The 18,813-nt window shown below is 71.5% G+C and carries 17 protein-coding genes; 3 read left to right on the top strand and 14 right to left on the bottom strand.

Features of this window, described 5'->3' with window-relative positions:
- Window positions 1–199 precede the first annotated feature (199 nt).
- From WMF45_RS37690 to aroA, 13 genes are all read right to left on the bottom strand, one after another.
- Window positions 200–1,759: a SulP family inorganic anion transporter gene (locus WMF45_RS37690; protein WP_437710696.1), complete on the bottom strand. Its 1,560-nt coding sequence runs from the start codon at window positions 1,757–1,759 to the stop codon at window positions 200–202.
- Window positions 1,760–1,866: 107 nt separating this feature from the next.
- Window positions 1,867–2,535, bottom strand: a complete 669-nt coding sequence (locus tag WMF45_RS37685) for a carbonic anhydrase (RefSeq protein ID WP_437710694.1) — start codon at window positions 2,533–2,535, stop codon at window positions 1,867–1,869.
- A 658-nt stretch (window positions 2,536–3,193) separates the two neighbouring features.
- Window positions 3,194–3,619 carry an HIT family protein gene (locus WMF45_RS37680; RefSeq protein ID WP_437710692.1) on the bottom strand — a complete coding sequence of 142 codons (426 nt, stop codon included), beginning with the start codon at window positions 3,617–3,619 and terminating at the stop codon, window positions 3,194–3,196.
- 149 nt (window positions 3,620–3,768) lie between these two features.
- Window positions 3,769–4,710, bottom strand: coding sequence for a hypothetical protein (locus WMF45_RS37675; RefSeq protein WP_437710691.1), 942 nt, complete (start codon window positions 4,708–4,710; stop codon window positions 3,769–3,771).
- A gap of 149 nt (window positions 4,711–4,859) precedes the next feature.
- Window positions 4,860–5,810: a hypothetical protein gene (locus tag WMF45_RS37670; RefSeq protein WP_437544634.1), complete on the bottom strand. Its 951-nt coding sequence runs from the start codon at window positions 5,808–5,810 to the stop codon at window positions 4,860–4,862.
- A 168-nt stretch (window positions 5,811–5,978) separates the two neighbouring features.
- A complete protein-coding gene (locus WMF45_RS37665) occupies window positions 5,979–7,436 on the bottom strand; it encodes an AI-2E family transporter (RefSeq protein WP_437710689.1) in 1,458 nt (485 codons plus the stop codon).
- Window positions 7,433–7,984, bottom strand: coding sequence for an HIT family protein (locus tag WMF45_RS37660; RefSeq protein ID WP_437710687.1), 552 nt, complete (start codon window positions 7,982–7,984; stop codon window positions 7,433–7,435). The genes WMF45_RS37665 and WMF45_RS37660 overlap by 4 nt, the downstream gene beginning before the upstream one ends.
- A 121-nt stretch (window positions 7,985–8,105) precedes the next feature.
- Entirely contained in the window at window positions 8,106–8,492 is a 387-nt protein-coding gene (locus tag WMF45_RS37655; protein ID WP_437710685.1) for a hypothetical protein, read from the bottom strand.
- A 189-nt stretch (window positions 8,493–8,681) separates the two neighbouring features.
- Complete coding sequence (locus WMF45_RS37650) at window positions 8,682–10,751, bottom strand: 30S ribosomal protein S1 (RefSeq protein ID WP_437710683.1); 2,070 nt, start codon at window positions 10,749–10,751, stop codon at window positions 8,682–8,684.
- Window positions 10,667–11,803, bottom strand: a complete 1,137-nt coding sequence (locus WMF45_RS37645; RefSeq protein ID WP_437710681.1) for a hypothetical protein — start codon at window positions 11,801–11,803, stop codon at window positions 10,667–10,669. Before WMF45_RS37645 ends, WMF45_RS37650 begins: the two co-directional genes overlap by 85 nt.
- A 187-nt stretch (window positions 11,804–11,990) precedes the next feature.
- Window positions 11,991–12,944, bottom strand: coding sequence for a hypothetical protein (locus WMF45_RS37640; protein WP_437710679.1), 954 nt, complete (start codon window positions 12,942–12,944; stop codon window positions 11,991–11,993).
- The gene (gene cmk, locus WMF45_RS37635) at window positions 12,928–13,740 is read right to left on the bottom strand and encodes a (d)CMP kinase (RefSeq protein ID WP_437710677.1); all 813 of its coding nucleotides are present in this window, start codon (window positions 13,738–13,740) and stop codon (window positions 12,928–12,930) included. Before cmk ends, WMF45_RS37640 begins: the two co-directional genes overlap by 17 nt.
- A gap of 38 nt (window positions 13,741–13,778) precedes the next feature.
- Window positions 13,779–15,155 (bottom strand): 3-phosphoshikimate 1-carboxyvinyltransferase, encoded by a 1,377-nt coding sequence (gene aroA / locus WMF45_RS37630; RefSeq protein WP_437710675.1) that lies wholly within the window; start codon window positions 15,153–15,155, stop codon window positions 13,779–13,781.
- Between the two features lie 133 nt (window positions 15,156–15,288).
- Between aroA and WMF45_RS37625 the strand changes: the two genes are divergently transcribed.
- Both WMF45_RS37625 and WMF45_RS37620 read left to right on the top strand, forming a co-directional pair.
- Window positions 15,289–16,191, top strand: coding sequence for a nucleotidyltransferase domain-containing protein (locus WMF45_RS37625; protein WP_437710673.1), 903 nt, complete (start codon window positions 15,289–15,291; stop codon window positions 16,189–16,191).
- Window positions 16,192–16,263: 72 nt separating this feature from the next.
- Window positions 16,264–16,545 (top strand): cupin domain-containing protein, encoded by a 282-nt coding sequence (locus tag WMF45_RS37620; protein WP_012239482.1) that lies wholly within the window; start codon window positions 16,264–16,266, stop codon window positions 16,543–16,545.
- Window positions 16,546–16,807: 262 nt separating this feature from the next.
- Here the strand turns inward: WMF45_RS37620 and WMF45_RS37615 are convergent, their stop codons facing one another.
- Complete coding sequence (locus WMF45_RS37615) at window positions 16,808–17,425, bottom strand: Uma2 family endonuclease (protein ID WP_437710671.1); 618 nt, start codon at window positions 17,423–17,425, stop codon at window positions 16,808–16,810.
- Between the two features lie 413 nt (window positions 17,426–17,838).
- On the opposite strand from WMF45_RS37615, the gene WMF45_RS37610 reads away from it, so the two are divergent.
- A complete protein-coding gene (locus tag WMF45_RS37610; protein WP_437710669.1) occupies window positions 17,839–18,795 on the top strand; it encodes a hypothetical protein in 957 nt (318 codons plus the stop codon).
- Window positions 18,796–18,813: the final 18 nt, after the last annotated feature.

Here is an 18,813-nt window from a genome sequence, read left to right as displayed (position 1 = left end):
CGTGCCCCAGGGGCCCAGGCGTTAACCGAGCTCGTTCGGTCACGCGCAGGGCACGAAGCCCCTTTCACCCCACCATCGATCACCAACGTAAACGTTCGGATGTAGGAGAGCGCGGCGTGAGGCTTGGTTGACGCCCAGGAGGCCCCCGGGGAGGGGGCTCGTCGCGCGGGGCGGGGACGGGCAGGTGTCTGAGCGTCGCTTAAAAGCCGCGCAGCTCGACGTGGATATTTCGCCGGTGCGCCGACTGCTGGAACCGCCGGATCAGCTCCGCGACGTCGTGGTCGATGTACGAAACCCCCTGGGCATCCACGACCACGTGGGTGTCGCTCGGCAGCCGCTCGAGCAGCGCGACGAGGTTGCCCTGGGTGAAGAAGTAGGCCGCCTTGTTGAACCGGATGGTCACGCGAGCCCCCTCGTGGATCACGTCGAAGACGCGGGACATATGGGTCCTCAGCACGAAGAGGACTCCGACCGCGAGGCCGATGGCGATGCCCTTCAGGAGATCGGTCAGCACGATGGCCACGATCGTCACCACGAACGGGATGAAGTGGTTCCAGCCGAGCTGGCGCATCTCGGCGAAGATCTTGGGCTTGGCCAGCTTGTAGCCGGTCGCGAGCAGGATCGTCGCGAGGCACGCGAGCGGGATGCGCGAGAGCAGCCCCGCGGCGAAGACCACCGCGAGCAGCAGGAGCGCGCCGTGCGCGAAGGCGGAGACCCGCGTCCGCGCGCCGGCGTTCGTGTTGGCGCTGCTGCGGACGATGACCGACGTGACCGGGAGACCACCGGCGAACCCGGAGAGCATGTTGGCGAGGCCCTGCGCGACCAGCTCCCGGTTCGGCGGCGACTTGCGGTGCCACGGATCGATCCGATCCACGGCCTCCAGGTTGAGCAGCGTCTCGAGGCTGGCCACGATCGCGAGCGTCACGCCCAGCACCCACACCTCGGGCCGCAGGATCGCGGACCAGTCGGGGAGCTGGAGCGCGCTGACCAGGTCGCCCGTGGGCAGCGTCACGAGGTGCTTCTGCTCGAGGGCCAGCGACGGGATCGCCGTCTTGAACAGCTCGTTGCCGAGCGTCGCGACGAGCACGGCGACGAGGGGCGCGGGGAGCCAGGAGATCTTCGCGAGGCGCGACTTCTCCCACCCGACCAGGATGGCGAGGCAGATGGCGCTGAGGAGGAACGCGCCCCACTCGATGGCCTGCGCCGCCTGGCCGATCACCGTGAAGGTGTTGCCGCCCTCGGCCTTGAACGACTCGGAGGCGAAGTTGTCCTTGTCGAAGCCGACGGCGTGGGGGAGCTGCTTCAGGATGAGCAGGACGCCGATGGCCGCGAGCATCCCCTTGATGACCGAGGAGGGGAAGAAATGGCTGATCGCGCCGGCCCTCAGCACGCCGAGCCCGAGCTGAAGGACGCCGCCGATCACCACGGCCATCGCGAACGCCTGGAAGCTCTGCAGGCTGGTGATGCCCGCGAGCACGATGGCGGCGAGCCCCGCCGCCGGGCCGCTCACGCTGAGCTGAGCGCGGCTCACGAGCGGGATGACGAGCCCGCCCACGATGCCGGCCACGATGCCCGACAGGAGCGGGGCCCCCGACGCGAGCGCGATGCCCAGGCAGAGCGGCAGGGCGACGAGGAAGACGACGAGGCCGGCGGGGATGTCGTACTTGAGGTTCGCGGTGAGGCGCGGGTCGAGCGGCGGCGCGCTCTCCGCGGGCGGCGATTCCCGGCTCGCACCCGGGCTCTCGGAACTAAGCGCCACGGCGCCGGCGGGATTCACCCCCGCGCCTGCATGGATAGGATTCGGAAGCTGCATCGGACGGGCCCTCTCGATTCGGGTTAAGACGTGGATCGGCGACGAACGGGCGCTCAGACGGCTCGCCGGTAGACCGTTGTCTCCGGCAGCGCCGACGGGGGCACAGTGTCACCGATCGGCCCGAACTGGCCGGTCGAAGCCTCGAATTGAAAGACCTGTCCGGTCTCGATCTTGAAGACCCAGGCGTAGAGAGAGAGCTCGCCGCGCGCGAGCCGCGCGCGGATCGTCGGGTGCGTCCGGAGGTTCTCGATCTGGGCGAGCACGTTCTCCTCCACCGTGATCGTCAGCCGATCCGCCCCCTCGATGTGCGGGTAGTTCTCCTGCACCAGGCGGCGCGTCAGCTCCGCGTGCTGGAGCCAGCCCTTGACCGCCGGCAGCTCGTCGAGGCCCGCGGGATCGAGCAGCCCGCGCATCGCGCCGCAGTGCGTGTGGCCGCAGACGATGATGTGCTTGATCCCGAGGTGCGCGACCGCGAACTCGATCGCGGCGGCCTCGCTGCCGTTGCTGGCGCCGTACGGCGGCACGATGTTGCCGACGTTGCGCACGATGAAGATGTCGCCCGGCTGGGTCTGCGTGATGAGGTTGGGGTTGATGCGGCTGTCCGAGCACGTGATGAACAGCGCCTCGGGCCGCTGACCCCTCGCCAAGTGGCGGAAGAGGTCCTGATGTGTACCGCACACCTCGGCATGGAACTTGTGCAACCCGTCCGCGAGCTTCTGCATGGAACAAACCCTCTCGTTGACCGCGCCCATCGGGCGCGGTGATCGTCATGAACGCCTCCGATTCCAGCGACTCCGAGCCGGACCGCGAGCGGCCTCAGCCACGGAGCTAGCCTGTCAGTTCAGGAAGCGCGGTGGAGGATGACGGAGGGGAGGGTGGGGGACGGGGGAGGGGACGCGGACAGGCCGGAGATCGGCGACGAGAGCGGCGCGCGGCGGCGCCGCGCCTGCGCGCGGCGCCGGTCGCGAGGTGACCGAACGATGGGCCCCGTCGCGGAGCGGCGGCTGCAAGGCCTCGAGGCCCCCCGCCTCGTTCTCGCTGGCCCCGGTACGAAACGATCCCGAAACATCGGAGTTGCCGGCTTCGATGATGCTGATATTCGCCCGTCCCAGCGCAGCGGGGGCGAGGATCAGCATGAAGAGAAGCGCGATCCGAGGGAAAAATGACCGGAGAGCCAGCATCGTTCGAGGAGTGAGAGGCTGTCGGCCCCGGGAACCAGGGAAGCGCCCTGTCTATTCCCTAACCTGGCAGCGGTCTCGGTTCATCGCAAGACACAATGAAGTGCAGACCGTGTGTGGCAGAATGTCCCGATCTGGGACGGACGTCTCGCGCCTGAGCCAGCACGGCGCCACGTCCAGATACCCGTACCAGCGACAGAATTCAACCCGCAGCCAATGCCGTCACGATGGCGTCGCGAACGCCGCACATCTCGTGCTCACCCGCATATTTATAACGAGGCCAGAAGAAGCCCTTGAGACCGTCCCTCTGACGGCGCGGGACCACGTGGATGTGCACGTGGGGGACGCTCTGACTGACGCGGTTGTTGATGGCGACGAAGAAGCCCTCAGCCGAGCACGCGGACTCGACGGCCCGCGCGAGGCGCTGCGCGGTCGCGAAGAGCGGACCGACGAGCGACGCCGGAACGTCGGTGAGCACCTCGTGATGGGCGCGCGGGATGAGCAGGCAGTGGCCGGGGAAGAGCGGGCGGTGATCCAGGAACGCCATGACCTCCGGCGCGTCGAGCACGACGTGGGCCGGCGTTTCGCCCCGGGCGATGCTGCAGAACACGCAGGGGCGGGGCGGCATGGATGGCCTCGCGCTCTTCGATGCCGCGCCACATACCTGGCGTCAATGCCGGGGGCGCGGCGAACAGAGCGCGTCCGCGGTCACGCCGGGAGCGCGCGACCGCGGCCACACAGGCCGGGCACGGCTGCGCAGGGGGCGCACGATCAGGTTCAGTGGCTCGCGAGGATGTCGTCGATCGAGCCGTAGGTGGCAGGCTCGCGCGTCCAGTAGTCGAGGAGAAGGCCGCCGGCCGTCATCCACGCTCGGTCGAAGCGGCCGTCCTGCGACGTGACGCGCACGACGTGGTCGCCGCCGTGGAAGGCCCAGTGGCGGCCCGTGTGGTCGAAGTGGTCGATGAGCGCGCCTTGCCGCGTCTTGACGTGGAGCGCGTCGGAGGGATCGTCCCACGAGGTGTCGATGATGAGCTCGTAGACCTGCCAGATGTTGCCGGACGGGAGAACTCCCCAGTCCACCTGGACCCCGGAGTCGTTCGGGAGCCCGAAGACGAAGCAGCGGGGCATGCGCCGCGCCGCGTGCCAGAGATCGCCGTTGCGGCTCGGCTCGTGGTGGAGCGTGATCAGCGTGTCGCGCGCGAGGCCGAACGCGTCGTTGTCGCCGGGGCTGTCCCACACCCGGCGGAAGAGGTGCTGGCAGAGCTGGTCGGCTCCGGCGGAGAACCCGACGGTGAGCAGGCCCCGCTGCCGGCGCTCGTGCAGGAGGCGCCCGAACTTGCCAGGCTCTCCGTCGAACATCGCGCCGAGCTGCTTGTAGCGCCAGAGCCCCGTCGTGCTGTAGCCGCCGCCGAGGATCACCACCTCGGACGACACGAGGTAGTGCCAGAGGACGTCGACGTCCTCCCTGCGCAGGTTGCTGCTCCAGTAGAACGGCACGTGCTCGAGGCCGAAGCGCTCGTAGAACCGGAAGAACCAGCTGAAGTTGCCGTAGGCGAACTCCTGCCGCTCGCGCTCGTTGCCGTCGCGGGGCGCCTCGGACATCGGCAGGAACAGGATGCGCTTGTTGTCCCGCCCCGAGAGCGCCCGCTGCGCGATGTAGTGGTCGTGGATGAAGTTGCAGCGGTTATGGGAGCTGTAGAGCAGCGCGGTTCCTCTCATGAGGGCGCGCATCTGAGCCGCTCGCCGCGTCGCGCGTCAAGGGGCCGCTCTCGGCGGGCGGGCTCGGCGCGCCGACGGCGAGGCGCGGCGCTGGTCGGCCTCGGCCGCTCGTTGGTCGACAGCGCACCACGCGCACCACGCGCCGCGCGTCAGCCGCGCCGCATCTGCTGCATCTTGCGAGGGATGGCGCCCGAGCGCATCAGCATCTCGAACGCCTCCTTCTCGAGCATCGGATGGACGCCGCGCGGCGGGACGCCCATGGGGCTCTTCTTCTTCGTGACGAAGCCGCTCAGGTACTGCGGGTTGAGCGCGCTCAGGCTCCGCAGCGTGGTCTTCATCTGCTTCGTGTTGTTCGCCCACGCGTAGGCGAACGCGCGCGAGCGGAGCAGCTGCGGCTTGAGCTCGGCGAACGCCTCGTCGTTCGGATCGAAGGTCTCGAGCAGCTCGACCGCCTTGCCGGCCTGGCCGGTCCGGGCCCACGCCTCGCCGACGATGGCGGCCATCATGGCGCGGATCCTCGGCTCCTTGTGGCGGGTCATGTCGATCTTGTCGACGAGCGCCCGCGCCTCGTCCGTCTCGCTCAGGATGAGGTGGATCATGCCGCGCTGGGCGCGCGCCTCGTCGGCCATCGGGGCCATCACCTTGTCGAGGTTGATGGTCTCCAGCGTCCGGAGCGCGGCCCGCGGATCCTCCTGCATCTGGAGCTGCGCCTTCGCGAACGTCGCGGCCGTGTCGTCCTTCTTGAAATCCGTGTCGAGCTTGGCGATCGCGTCCTTGCGGGCCTCGGCCGAGTCGGCGGTCTGCACGATCTTCGCGACGGCGCGCGTCCGGGTCGCGAAGCGCAGCGCCCACACGATGACGCCGCCCACGATGACCGTCAGGACGCCGGCGACCGCCTTCGGCCAGATCCCCGGGATGGCCAGGGCGATGGCCCAGACGATGAGCGCCGGGATGCCGACGCGGATGGCGAGCGAGCGCGGGTTCAGCTGGGAGAGCGGGTCGGCGGGGGGCTTTCCGCCGCTGCGGAGGGCGGCGATGGCCTGCTCGCGCTGCTGCTTGGGGCTCTGCTTCTTCGGGGTGGGTTTGCCGGGGGTCTTCATCGAGGTCGTGGAGCTGATTTCCTGCGCGGGGCGCGGGGTCTCATAGCCGGCTTGCGGGGGAGCGGCCAGCGGAGGCGGACGGGCGAGCCGATCGGCCCCGGGGAGGGGGCTCGGGCGGTGGGCGGCCGCGAAGCGGACGCGGGGTTCGGGGCGGAGCCCCGAGGAAAACTAGCTCGCGGCCCTGTCGGGGTCGCTGCTGCGGGCGCTGGGCTCGCCTTCGGGCTCGGGGGCGGGGACGGGCGTGGAGGCCGGGCGGGCGGTCTCGAAGCCGCGCAGCGGCGGGAGCGGCTCGATCGCGGGGGCGATGATCGGGACGCCGCGCAGCGGCGGGATCGTGGCCGTCGGATCGGCGAGGCCCAGCGTCGACTCGCGGAAGTGGAGGAAGATCGTCTGCGCGAGCGAGAGGCAGGGCACCGCGAAGAGCGCGCCGGTGATCTGGAAGAAGTGCTCGCCGACGAGCAGCGCGAGCACCACGAGGACCGGGTGGATCTTCGCCGCGTCGCCGATGATCTTCGGGTTCAGGAAGTTCGCCTCGAGCTGGTGGATGCCCACGATCCACGCGAGCACGCCGACCGCCGTGCCGAACGACTGCGTGAGGCCGATGAGGACCGCGGGGATCGAGCTCAGGATCGAGCCGAAGATCGGGATCAACGACATCACCGCCGCGAGGACGGAGAGGATCGGCCAGTACTTGAGGTCGAAGAGCCAGAAGCCGATCGCGGAGAGGACGCCGTTGACGAGGCAGATGAGGAGCTGCCCGCGGACGACGCCGGAGAGCCCGCGGTCGAGCCGGCGCAGGAACCGATCGAACGAGTCGCGCGAGGTCGGGTGCCAGAGCTCGCGGAAGAAGCGCAGGATCTTCTCGTGCGTGAGGATGATGTAGCCGGCGAGCATCAACGTCATGAAGAGGTTGAAGATGCCGCGCGAGATGGCCGTCGCGATGGCCTGCCCGACCCGGAGGACCGCGAGCGAGTTCTCCTTCAGGTAGGTGGCCCCCTTCTCGTAGCCCTCCTGGAGCATGTTCGCGCTGGAGAGCCCGCGGTGCCTCGGGCGCGCCTGCGCGATCTGCCAGACGCCGTCGCGCGTCTCGCGGACCTCGACGTCGTCGGCGATCTGCACGTCGAACGAGCCGTCCGGCCCGGGCAAGATGCGGATCGGCGGGCGCTCGGCGCCTTCCTCTCCTCCAGCAGGGGCCGCGCTGGCGTCGGGCGGCCGCGCGGCGTGATCGGGCTCCTGGTCGGGCGCGTTCGCCGGCGGCGCCTCGGGCTCGCGGCCCGACCAGCGGTTGAGCCGCGCGTCGAGCGCGGGCAGGTACTCCTCGCGCAGGCGCGCGGCGAGGCGCGGGGCCTCGGCGGTGAGCGCCTTCCCCTCGGCGATGAGGCGCGGGACGCTGAGGGCGAAGAAGCCCGCGATCCCGGAGAGCACGAGCGCGTAGACGACGAGGATCGCCGCCCACCGCGGGACGCGCGCGCGCTCGAGCCGGAGGACCGCCGGCGTGAGCACGTAGGCGACCACGAGCGCGAGCACGAACGGGAGCAGCACCGCGTGGGAGACGATGAGCAGCGCCGCCGTGAGGACGGCGCTGACCGTCAGGAACACGGTGCGCTGCGAGGGGCCTTCGCTCACAGCGCCTCGCCGCGCGCGGCCCGGCCGTGGGTGCCCTCGTCGACGAGCGACGCGGGGAGGTCGGCGAAGAAGCCGAGCAGGTGGTCCCGCGTCGCCTCGAGCGCCTGCGGGACGACGCGGACGTCGGCGAGCACCGGCATGAAGTTGGTGTCGCCTGGCCAGCGCGGGACGATGTGGACGTGCAGGTGCTCGGCGATGCCGGCGCCCGCCGCGGTGCCAAGGTTGATCCCGACGTTCATGCCCTCGCACTTGAGCGCGGCGCGCAGGCGGGTCGTCGACTCGCGCACGAGGCGGAAGAGGGCCTCGTGATCGGCCGGCTCGAGCGCGTCGAGCGAGGCGACGTGCGCGTGCGGGACGATGAGGAGGTGACCCGAGGCGAACGGGTAGCGGTTGAGCATGACGAACGCGCGGCGGGTCGTCGCCACGACCAGCCGGTCGCGCTGTTCTTGCTCGGATGCGCGGGGGATGCCGCAGAAGATGCAGTCGGCCTGGCCCTTCGGCGCAAGGATGTACTCGATGCGCCAGGGCGCCCACAGGGGGTTGCCCATGTCGCGGAGACGCTAGCACGGCGGCAACACGCGCGGGACCACCGCTCGCTCGTCGCCGCGCCGCCCTCGCATTCGCCTCGCAGCTGCCGCGCCTGCGCGCCGCAGCGCCGTCGATGCGGGCTCAGAAATGGATCGGCGTGGCCGCGAGATCGAACCAGAGCGAGAGGCCAAGCCCGGCGGAGGTGCCGAGCGCATCCCAGACGACGTCGCGGACCGAGGGGGTGCCGTGCCCGGCGGCGTCGAAGGCCTCCTTCGCCAGGCCAGCGCCGAGCGCGAGCGCGGCCCCCAGCGCGAGCCGCTGCCGGACGTCGTTCGTCGCGAGCGAACCGAGCGCGTACCCGCCGCCGGCAAGGGCCATTGACGCGCAGAAATGGCGCGCCTTGTCATCGCCGAACCACGGGTCGGCGGCCGAGGCGCGGGGGCCGTCGGCGCGGGCAGGAAGAGCGCTGAGCGCCAGGGCGGCGAGGACGGGCGCCCCGAGGGCGGAGCGCGCGAGGAGGCCTTTCATCGCGGCATCGTCCGCGGCCTCGCGGAAAAAGCAAGAGGCGAGGCCCTGGGGAGGGCCTCGCCTCTCGTCGACATCGGGTCCACACGGCGAGCCGGGGGCACCGGGGCGCCCTCGGCCCGCCGCACCTGACGTGCGGCGGGTGAGCGCCTGGCGCGCGGCCGCCTCAGCGACGCCGCGCGCCGATCCGCGTCACTTCAGGTCCAGCTTGGCGCCGAACTTCTCCTTGATGAGATCACCGATCGTCCCGGCCACCGGCTTGTCGTCGTCGTCCTTGCGCTTCTGCTGCTGCTGCCGGACCGGGGCGGGGCGCTCCATGCCGATGTTCTTCATCGTCAGGAAGAGCCGGCGATCGACCGTGTCGAGCGACGAGATCTCGGCCTTCACCTTGTCGCCGACCTTGAGCTTGCCTTCCTCGGGCTCCTGCACGTCGCCCTGGGAGATCAGGCCCTCGACGCCCTCGCGCAGCCGCACGAACACGCCGTAGTCGACGATGCTCACCACCTGGGCGTCGTCGAGGACGCGGCCGGGCGGGTACTCCGTCAGCATGCTCGGCCACGGGTCGTCCCAGAGCTGCTTGATGCCGAGGGAGACCTTCTTCTCGTCGTGGTTGATCGAGAGGATGATCGCCTCGACGTCATCGCCCTTGTGGTAGAGGTCGCTCGGGTTGTTGACGCGCACCGACCACGAGAGATCGCTCTTGTGGACCATGCCGTCGACGCCCTCCTCGATCCCGACGAAGACGCCGTAGTCGGTGAGCGACCGGACCTTGCCCGCGATCTTGTCGCCGGGGTGGTACTTGTCCGTGAACAGCATCCACGGATCGGGCTCCAGCTGCTTGAGACCGAGGCTGATGCGCTTCGCGCGCGCGTCCACCTCGAGCACCTGGCACTCGAGCTCCTGGCCCACCTCGAGCAGCTTCGACGGGTGCTTGACCTTCTTGGTCCAGCTCATCTCGCTGACGTGGATGAGGCCCTCGACGCCCGGCTCCAGCTCGACGAACGCGCCGTAGTCGGTGATCGACATGACCTTGCCGCGGACCTTCTTGCCCGCCGGATACGCCTCCTCGGCGTGGTTCCAGGGGTCCTCCTGGGTCTGCTTGAGGCCCAGGGAGACGCGCTCGGTGTCGGCGTTGTACTTGAGGACCTTCACGAGGACCTCGTCGCCGACCTGGAACACCTCGCTCGGGTGGTTCACGCGGCCCCACGACATGTCCGTGATGTGCAGGAGGCCATCGATCCCGCCGAGGTCGACGAACGCGCCGTACTCGGTGATGTTCTTGATGGTCCCCTTGACGGTCATCCCTTCCGTCAACGTCTCGAGCGTCTTGGCCTTCATCTCGTCGCGCTCGCGCTCCAGGAGCACGCGCCGCGAGAGCACGATGTTGCCGCGCTTCTTGTTGAACTTGATGACCTTGAACTTGTAGGTCTGGCCGATCAGCTTGTCCAAGTTGCGGATCGGGCGGAGATCGACCTGCGAGCCCGGGAGGAAGGCCTTCACGCCGCCGCGGATGGTGACCGAGAGGCCGCCCTTCACGCGCTGGCTGATCGTGCCCTCGATGAGCTCGTCCGCCTCGCAGGCGTTCGAGATCTCATCCCAGACCTTCATCTTGTCGGCCTTCTCCTTCGACAAGGTCACGAGGCCGTCGTCGTTCTCGCGGCTCTCGATGTAGACGTCGACCTTGTCGCCCGCCTTGACGGCGCTCTGGCCCGCGGCGTCCGCGAACTCGCGGAGCGCGATCACGCCCTCGCTCTTGCCGCCGATGTCGACCACGACGGAGTCGCGGTTCACTGCGACCACGGTGCCGGAGATGATCTCTCCTTCACGCGCGAAATCGCCCCCTTCCACGCTCTGTTCGAAGAGCGCGGCAAAGCTCTCCATGCTCGCCCCGGACGAGCCAGCCTCCATATGGATGTTACTAGTCATGTTGTTCGTTCTTGTTTCCTTTCCTTCCCTGGGATTCGCCGCGCGGGCGTAGGCGTGGACCCTAGGTGCCACGCACGAGCGACGGAGGGGCAGGCACACGCGTACCGATGCACCCGGTCCCCTCGGGAGAGGCGAGCCTGTAGTCTGAGGAGGGGCCTCTGTCAATGCAACGACCGAGCCACTGGAGGTTTTTGTAGGTCCGGTCCGTTTTGCTGGGAAGGATGTGCCCGCCCGCCCAAAGCAGCGCGATCTCAGGGCGCGGCGCCCGGCGCTGCGGCGTCGCGGGCGCGGTGTGCGAGCTCTGCGCAGGCGCGATCGAGGCCCTCGTGGGGCCATTTCGTCCGGATCTCGACGCGCTCTCCCTGCGCGAGGGCCTGGGCTCCCTCGAGCGCGGCGCGTGCGCCGGCGATGTCGGGGAGCAGCGCGAGCGCGAGCTTGAGGCTGCCGAGGAACGCCTGGGTGTCCGGGGCGAGCGCAGCGGCGGCCTCACCCGCAGCGGGCGCGAGGCGCATCGAGAGCTCGGGCTCCGCGCCGAGGGCGAGCGCGCCCGAGGCGTGGTCGATGCGGCGGAACAGCGCTCCGGCCCGCGGCAGCACCCCGGAGACCGCGGTGGCGGCGCCGGACCACGCGGCGCTGGTGAGCGCGAAGGTGACGGCGCCCTGCTCGGGCAGATCGAGGCGCCGCCACTCGTCTGCGTCGGGCGACGCGGGCAGCGCGGCCTTCACGATCTCGACGTCCGTGCCGAGGACGAGCGTGCCGTCGTCGGCCTGGCCGAGCACGGCGCGCGGCCCGACGAGCAGGAGCTCGCCCTCGCGGCGAACGCCGGTCCAGCCCTCGTCGCGGGCCACCTTCTCCATGCCGGCGACGAAGCGGCCCTTCGGGATGCGCCCGCCCGCGAGCGCGACCCAGCTCGTGGCGTCGGTCGACGCGACGACGATCTCGCGCAGATCCGTCGGGAGATCGACGCCGGTGGCCGCCTCGATGCGCGCCTTGCGCGACGCGGTCTGGGGCGCGTCGTCGAGCAGCGGGAGGAAGTGCTGGCGCACGGGGCCGAAGAGCGCGAGGTCGGCGGTCTCGAGGCGGACCACGATGTTCGCGTCGCCCGGGATGTGCTGCCGGGCCGTCGGCACATAGCGCCAGAAGAGGAGGTAGACGCCGAGCGCCGCGCCGGCGAGCAGCGCGGCGAGCCCGATCGCGACCACGAGGCACGCGGCCCCGCGGGCGCGGCCCGGGCGCCGCGGGGCGGCTTCGCCGGGCGGCGTGGGGCGCGCATCTGCGGGGGCGGCCCCCGGCGCCGGCGCGGGGTCGCCCTCGGGCGCGGGCGCGGGCGCGGCGAGGTCGTCGGTCACGGTCGGTCGGATCGGTTCTTCGATCAGGGTGTCAGGCATCGGTTGGTTCCGCCCGCCAGAAGGCCAGCGATCTGGGGAGAGATTTCAACGCAAAGACGCAAAGGCGCAAAGACGCAAAAAAGAACAGATCTTGTGCAGGTTTGCGCCTTTGCGTCTTTGCGTCTTTGCGTTGAAATCTTTCTCCCCTCGCGACACCGACCCCTGACAGGATCTCTGACCCGAGGCACTAGCCCGGGGAGCGCCCGGACAGCAGGGCGAGCACGAGGGGCGCAGGGAAGAGCCAGCGGAGCCGCACGGTGCTCTCCACCTGCTCGATCGAGAGCTCCTTCATCAGATCTGCGTAACGTGCATCCTCGACGTTGTCGCGGAACACCTCGAGGAACCGGCGGGCGCGCTCCGCGCCGGCCGCGTCGACGCCGACGAGCTCCACGTCGAGGCGCACCCCTTCGTCGTGGAGGGACGCCACGGCGCGGACGCGCGCGACGCCCGCGACCAGCGCGCCGATCGACGGGAAGCGCCGCGCGACATAGGGGGGGAGCCGGCGCGCGCGCAGATCGAGGCTCACGAGCCCCTCGGCGGCCGGGTCGCCCCGGCGCGCGTCTGGGCCGTCGCGGAGGAGGCGCGCGACGCTGCTCACCTCGACCGCCGACACGAGCGCGACCGCGCGATCGCCGAGCGCGATGATCCGCGCCGTGTCGGCGCGCGATCCCGCGACGCCGCCGCGGCGGTCGAAGACGGCGACGCCGTCCTGCGCCGCCGGCGCCGGCTCCCAGCGGCCGGGATCGGGCGTGAGCCCGGCCATCCGGCCCTCGAGGACGACCACGCGATCGCCCTCCTCGAGATCGGCGAGCCGCAGGCCGAGCCAGACGACGTCGGCGCGCTGGAGGGCGCTCTCGAGCGCCTCGTCGGGGACCTCGTCGAGCGCTCGCCGGGCGAGCTCGTCCGAGGCCGCCTGGCCCAGGCCGTCGCGCATGCGGGCGACGTCGACGCGAACGACGAGATCGAGATCGGCCGGGAGCAGATCGGCCGGCTCGATGCGCCGGACGACGCGCGGGCCGGCCGGGCTCGCCGCGTCGCGCGCGGGGGGGCCGCCGCCCGCGTCCCCGCAGGCCGGGAGCCCGAGCGCCATCAGGGCGGCGGCAGCGACGGCGGCGGCGCGGACCTCAGCCGCCGCGCGCACGGAGCTCCACGAGGGTCGCCATCTCGTCGATGATCTCCTGCGGGCTCCTGTGCCCGGAGTCGACGAGGATCGCGTCGTCGGCCTTGCGGAGCGGCGCGACGGCGCGCTCGCTGTCGGCCTTGTCGCGGCGGAGCACGTCGGAGAGCGTCGCCTCGAAGCTGACGGGCATGCCGCGCGCGACGAGCTCGTCGTACCGCCGCTTCGCGCGGATCTCGGCCGGCGCCGTCAGGAAGAACTTCACCTCGGCGTCCGGGAACACCACGGTGCCGATGTCGCGCCCCTCGAGCACCACGCCGCCGCCCGCGCCGGCCTGCCGCTGCATCGCGAGCAGCGCCTGGCGCACGGCGGGGATGGCCGAGACCCGGCTCGCGCCGAGGCTGATCTCGGGCGCGCGGATCGCGCTGGAGACGTCCTCGCCGTCGAGCAGCACGCGCATGCCGCTGCCCCCGAGGCTCGACTGGGCCGGGGCGTTCGCGGGCGGGGGGGCGGAGGAGTCGGGCGGCACGCCGTGCGGGCTCCGCTCCAGCGCGATGCGCCCGCCGCGCGCGAGATCCTCGGCGAGCGCGCCGATCTCGCCCTCCTCTTCCCACGTGAGGCTCGCGCGGCGGGCGGCGAGCGCGACGGCGCGGTAGATCGCGCCGGTGTCGACGAGCAGGTAGCCGAGCCGCTCGGCGAGCCCACGCGCGACCGTGCCCTTGCCGGCGCCGGCCGGTCCGTCGATCGCGACGCGCAGCCGCCGGGGCTCGCCCCGGGCCGGGAGGTGGTGCGCGTCGCCCTGTCGTTGTCGTTCGGTCACCTGCGCTCCTCCTCCTCTCTCGCTCACCGATCGCGCGCTCACGCGGCGCGGGCGCCCTCGACCTCGATGCGCGCGCCCAGGGCGCGCAGCGTCCCGACGAAGAGGGGAAAGCTGGTCGCGATGCAGCCCGCGTCGCGGACGCGCGTGGGCCCGCCGGCGGCGAGCCCGAGCACGGCGGCCGTCATCGCGATGCGGTGATCGCCGCGGCTGTCGACGTCGGCCGCGTCGAGCGGCCGGTCGGGCCTGCCCTCGACGAGGAGCCCGTCGGTGCGCTCCTCGCAGCGCAGGCCGAAGGCGCCGAGCACGGACGCCATCGCCGCGATGCGATCGGTCTCCTGCGCGCGCAGCTCCCGCGCGTCGAACACCTCGGTGAGGCCGCGCGCCCGCGCGCCGAGGCCGAGCAGGATCGGCAGCTCGTCGATGGCGCGCGACGCGAGCTCGCCGCCCGCGCGCCCGGCGCGGAGGCCGGCGCCGGAGGAGGCGGGCGCGACGTGGACGTCGCCGGTGGGCTCGCCGAGGGCCTCTCCCTTGATCTCGACGGCGACGCCGCCATCCATGTCGCGCAGCACCTCGAGCAGCCCGGTGCGCGTCGGGTTGAGGCCCACGCGCCGCGCGGTCACGCGGCTCCCCGGCACGATCTGGGCGGCGGCGACGAGGAACGCGGCCGCGGAGAGGTCGCCGGGCACGTCGAGCTCGAACGCCGGGAGCGCGCCGGAGAAGCGGGCCGCGTCGAGGCAGACCATCGGGCCGACCGAGTCGATCGGGACGCCGAGCGCGGTGAGCATGCGCTCGGTGTGATCGCGCGAGACGATCGGCTCGCGCACGAACGTGGGGCCGTCGGCGTAGAGGCCGGAGAGGAGGAGGGCGCTCTTCACCTGGTCGCACGGGACGGGGATCTCGTGCTCGATCGACGAGAGCACGTGCGGCTCGGGGAGCGGCCCGACGTCGAGCGGCGCCGTGATCTCGCCGATCTTGCGCGGATCGAGCTGCCCCTCGATGTGCCCGCCGCGGAGCCGGAGCGGCTTCGCGACGCGCTCCATGGGGCGGCGCGAGAGCGACGGGTCGCCGACGAGCCGCGCGGCGAAGCGCTGGGCGACGAGGATGCCCGCGAGGAGGCGCATCGTGGTGCCGGAGTTGCCGCAGTCGATGGGGCCGTCGGGGGCGCGGAGGCCGGAGAGCCCGGCGCCGTGGACGACGAGGTCGCCCGGCGACGGCTCCTCGACGCGGACGCCGAGGGCGCGCAGCGCGCCGACGGTCGAGAGGACGTCGCCGCCGAGCGTCCCGCCCCGGATGCGGCTCTGCCCGGTGGCGAGCGCGGCGAGGAGGAGCGCTCGGTGGGCGATGCTCTTGTCCGCAGGGACCGGCACGCTCCCGATGAGCGGCCGCTCCGCCGGGTGGACGATGAGGTCGGGCACGGGTTGCCGTGTAGCAGAACGGCGGCCGCAGGCACAGCGGGCGGGGCGCCGAGGGCGCAGCGCGCGGGGTGGGACCGCGCGGGCGCCTCGATGGTACGGTCGCCGCGTCGCAGTGAGGATCGACAGGAGGCGCATGGACGAGGCAGTGGACGTGGCGGCGCGCGTGGCCGCTCGGCTCGGCGCGATCCCGGGCGTGGTGGCGGTCGTGCTGGGCGGATCGCGCGCTCGCGGCGCGGGCCACCCGGACTCGGACGTCGATCTGGGCATCTATTACGAGCCCGAGAGCCCGCCCGACCTCGCGGCGCTGCGCGCGCTCGCGCGGGAGCTCTGCGCGGGTGGGGCCGAGGATGACGTGGCGCCGCTCGCGCGGGAGCTCCACGCGAGCGCCGCCGAGGACGTCGTCACGCCGCCCGGCGCCTGGGGGCCCTGGATCAACGGCGGCGCGTGGCTGGAGATCGAGGGGCACCGGGTCGACTGGCTCTACCGGGATCTCGCGCGCGTGCGGCGCGTGATCGGGGAGTGCCGCGCGGGGCAGGTGACGTGCGACTACCAGCCCGGGCACCCGCACGGCTTCCTCAGCGCCAACTACCTGGCCGATATCCACGACTGCCGGCCGCTCTTCGATCCGGAGGGCGCGCTGGCCCCGCTGAAGGCGCTCGTGACGCCCTATCCGCCGGCCCTGCGGAGGGCGCTCCTCGAGAGGTTCCTGTGGGAGGCCGGCTTCGCCATCGACACCGCGAAGAAGGCCGGGCGGCGCGGCGACGTGTTCTACGTGAGCGGCTGCCTGTTCCGCGCCGCGGCCTGCCTGGTGCAGGCGCTGTTCGCGCTGAACGAGCGCTACCTCTCGAACGAGAAGGGAGCCCTGCCGAGGACGCGGGCGCTCTCGCGGTGCCCCCACGGCTTCGCCGACAGGGTGGAGGCGGCGCTCGCCGCGCCCGGCGAGGGCGCGGAGGCGCTGCTCGCGAGCCTCGGGCGCATGGAGGCGATCGCGCGCGAGGTGCGCGAGCTGTGCCGCGGCGACGAGCCGAGCTGGTAGCATCCGCCCCGACGATCGCGGAGGGCGCCGCGGGGGCGGGCCCGGCGGCGCGCCGAGCGAGGACGAGGAGCCATGGAGTCGATCAAGCTGGAGCACGGTCCGTCGGAGGAGCAGCTGGCGAAGCTCGGGGCGCGCGGCTGGCCCATCTGGACGAAGGAGGTGTCGACCTTCTCGTGGCACTACGACGAGCGGGAGATCTGCTACCTGCTCGAGGGCGACGTGATCGTGACGCCCGCGGAGGGAGGCGGCGCGCCGGTGCGGATCCAGGCGGGGGATCTGGTGACGTTCCCCGCGGGGCTGAGCTGCACCTGGGAGGTGCGCTCGCCGGTGCGAAAGCACTACCGGTTCGGCTGAGCGGCGGTTTCACGGCGCCGGGGCGCCCCCGCGATCGCGCTCCTGTGCGCACGGCCGAGGGAGGCCGGGGAGGGGCCGGGGATGAGCTGGGAGCGAGGAGCGCAAGCGGACTGCGGGCGAGCGTTGCCGGGTGGCATGCCGCTCGGATCCATGGTGTTGAGCGCGTTGTTGAGGACGAAGCTGTACGGATTCCAGCTCTGCACGGGCAGCATCGGCCCGTCTCCAACCCCGCGCGAGCTGCTGTCGAGTCGCGACGCCAGCATTACCCGCCGCCTGCGGCCGGCGGGGCCGCCTCGTCGTCGCCGAAGAGCACCCCTACCTGCAGATCCAGCTCGGGAAAAGGCTCCGCGTGCACGCGCTCCCCGCGCTGGGCGACCAGGATCTCCAGATACCCCCGGGCAGTCCATTGCAGCACTGTCAGGCTCTCATCACGCGGATCGATGAGCCAGTAATAAGGCACCTGGTGCGCGTGATAGATTCGCTTCTTGCGGATCCGATCGTGGGCGGCATGGCGAGGCGAGATGATCTCGCAGACCCAATCGGGCCGCACCCGCACCACCGCATCGTCGTCCTCCGGCGGCTCGGACAGCCGCTCCCTGTGCCAGCCGGCCAAGTCGGGGCGGAGAATCTGGCTGGGCGAGAAGCCGACGAGCTGCTCGGTCAGGAACCACCAGCCCCCGGAGCCAGCGCCGCCGCCTCCGCGGCGGTACGGCGAGAGCAGGCCCGCCAGATTGAACTGGGCGCGACCGTGGCGGAAACCGGCCTGTTTCTCGACCAGCTCGCCGTCGACCAGCTCGAACCCCCGCCCCTGCTCGGGCAAGCCCAGCAGGTCGGCCTCGGTGGCAGGCGCCGGCTCGTGCTTGCGGGCCGTGGTGCTCATGCGGCATCTTATCACGACGCCGGTGCGGTGCTGCGAGTACCTCGCCGCCCACGTTCGTCTCGTGCCCCGCACCTGGGTGGTGCTGTCACTTGCCCCGACAGGGGCCACACGAAGACCGGCGGGAAGATTATTCGGGTTTTCCTCCGGCCTTCCCGCCTTGATGTTTGAATGAGCGCACTACCCGACCCTCCAGAAGGGCGGTTTGGTGAGAATTTTGGGGCGCGATCTGCAATGCGTTCGTGAGGGCAATTTCGGCCTGTGGGGGATTCAAAGCGCAGGCAGAGCTGTGTTAGGGCATGTCTGCCCGAGGGATGGACGCCGCTCCGGCCGAGGCCGAGGCTGAGCTGAAAGGCGGTACCGCGCCGGATTGGGCCGGCGCGGCATCGGTCCCCTTGGTAGGGCCGAGGTGCGCTTTGCTGCGTTCTGCGCTGGTCATCTGTTGGTCGCACGTGGCGGCCGTCGCGATGTTCCTCCTCGCGCTCGAGCCAGCGTTCGCCGCGCAGCCGCCGCCACGGTCGCCGCGCGTGATAGCCATGATCAAGGAGGCAGAGGGCGCCCTGGACCGGCTCGACATCGCGCGCGCTCGCGACCTGTGGGCGCAGATCTACGATATCGAGCGTTCCACGGTGGGGATTTGCCAGCTCGGGCAGCTCGACCGCCGACTCAGGCGCTGGGTGGACGCCGTGATGGAGCTCACGCAGTGTGTGCAGGAGATGCGCCCGCCGGCCACGCCCAGGGAGCGGCGGCTCCACGACACGCGGCATGCGGACCTGGCGGCGGCGCGGCTCGAGGTGGCGCAGCTCCACGTGTTCGCGCCCGCCGGGGCGGCGCCCGTGATCGTGGACGGGCGCCTCGTGGACGAGAGCGGTCAGATCTACGTGGCGCCTGGGCAGCATGAGGTCATGGCGATGTTGCCGGATGGCCGCAAGGTACGCTCCACGGTGCACGTCACCGCGAGAGAGTCGCGCGTCGTCCTTCTGAGCGCCGAACCGGCGAGCGTGCGCTCGGTCGCTCCGTTGAAGGCGACGCCGGCGGGCGCGCTCGCACGACCAGCAGGTCCCCCAGCGCCGTGGCTTCTTTATACCGGCTCCGCTACGTCTGGCGCGCTCCTGGTGTCTGGGATCGTGCTGCACATCGTGGCATCGACCGAGAACAGCGCTCTGAGGGCCGAGATGTGCAGGCTCGAGTGGGAGGAGAACAGCGAGACGCGAAGCGCGATGCGCGCTATCGATGTAGAGGAGCACCTCAGCACGGCAGCCCTCGTCGCTGGTAGCGTGCTCGGGGCCGCGACGCTGGCGATCGCGGTGCTGCCGAGCGGCCCTCAGGTCCGCGCAAGCGCGGGCGGCGCGGAGGTGCGGTTCTCGTGGTAGAGCCTGGTACCGTCTGGG

It is taken from the genome of Sorangium sp. So ce448, from assembly GCF_051520915.1.
GTDB classification, from domain to species: domain Bacteria; phylum Myxococcota_A; class Polyangia; order Polyangiales; family Polyangiaceae; genus Sorangium; species Sorangium cellulosum_B.
This window is presented reverse-complemented; position numbering and strand designations above follow the sequence as displayed.

Excerpts from the sequence above, each read along its gene's own strand:
- WMF45_RS37685 (WP_437710694.1), bottom strand. The coding sequence starts at position 2,535 with ATGCAGAAGCTCGCGGACGGGTTGCACAAGTTCCATGCCGAGGTGTGC.
- WMF45_RS37680 (WP_437710692.1), bottom strand. The coding sequence starts at position 3,619 with ATGCCGCCCCGCCCCTGCGTGTTCTGCAGCATCGCCCGGGGCGAAACG.
- WMF45_RS37675 (WP_437710691.1), bottom strand. The coding sequence starts at position 4,710 with ATGAGAGGAACCGCGCTGCTCTACAGCTCCCATAACCGCTGCAACTTC.
- WMF45_RS37670 (WP_437544634.1), bottom strand. The coding sequence starts at position 5,810 with ATGAAGACCCCCGGCAAACCCACCCCGAAGAAGCAGAGCCCCAAGCAG.
- WMF45_RS37660 (WP_437710687.1), bottom strand. The coding sequence starts at position 7,984 with ATGGGCAACCCCCTGTGGGCGCCCTGGCGCATCGAGTACATCCTTGCG.
- WMF45_RS37655 (WP_437710685.1), bottom strand. The coding sequence starts at position 8,492 with ATGAAAGGCCTCCTCGCGCGCTCCGCCCTCGGGGCGCCCGTCCTCGCC.
- WMF45_RS37650 (WP_437710683.1), bottom strand. The coding sequence starts at position 10,751 with ATGGCCCCACGAGGGCCTCGATCGCGCCTGCGCAGAGCTCGCACACCG.
- WMF45_RS37645 (WP_437710681.1), bottom strand. The coding sequence starts at position 11,803 with ATGCCTGACACCCTGATCGAAGAACCGATCCGACCGACCGTGACCGAC.
- WMF45_RS37625 (WP_437710673.1), top strand. The coding sequence starts at position 15,289 with ATGGACGAGGCAGTGGACGTGGCGGCGCGCGTGGCCGCTCGGCTCGGC.
- WMF45_RS37620 (WP_012239482.1), top strand. The coding sequence starts at position 16,264 with ATGGAGTCGATCAAGCTGGAGCACGGTCCGTCGGAGGAGCAGCTGGCG.
- WMF45_RS37615 (WP_437710671.1), bottom strand. The coding sequence starts at position 17,425 with ATGAGCACCACGGCCCGCAAGCACGAGCCGGCGCCTGCCACCGAGGCC.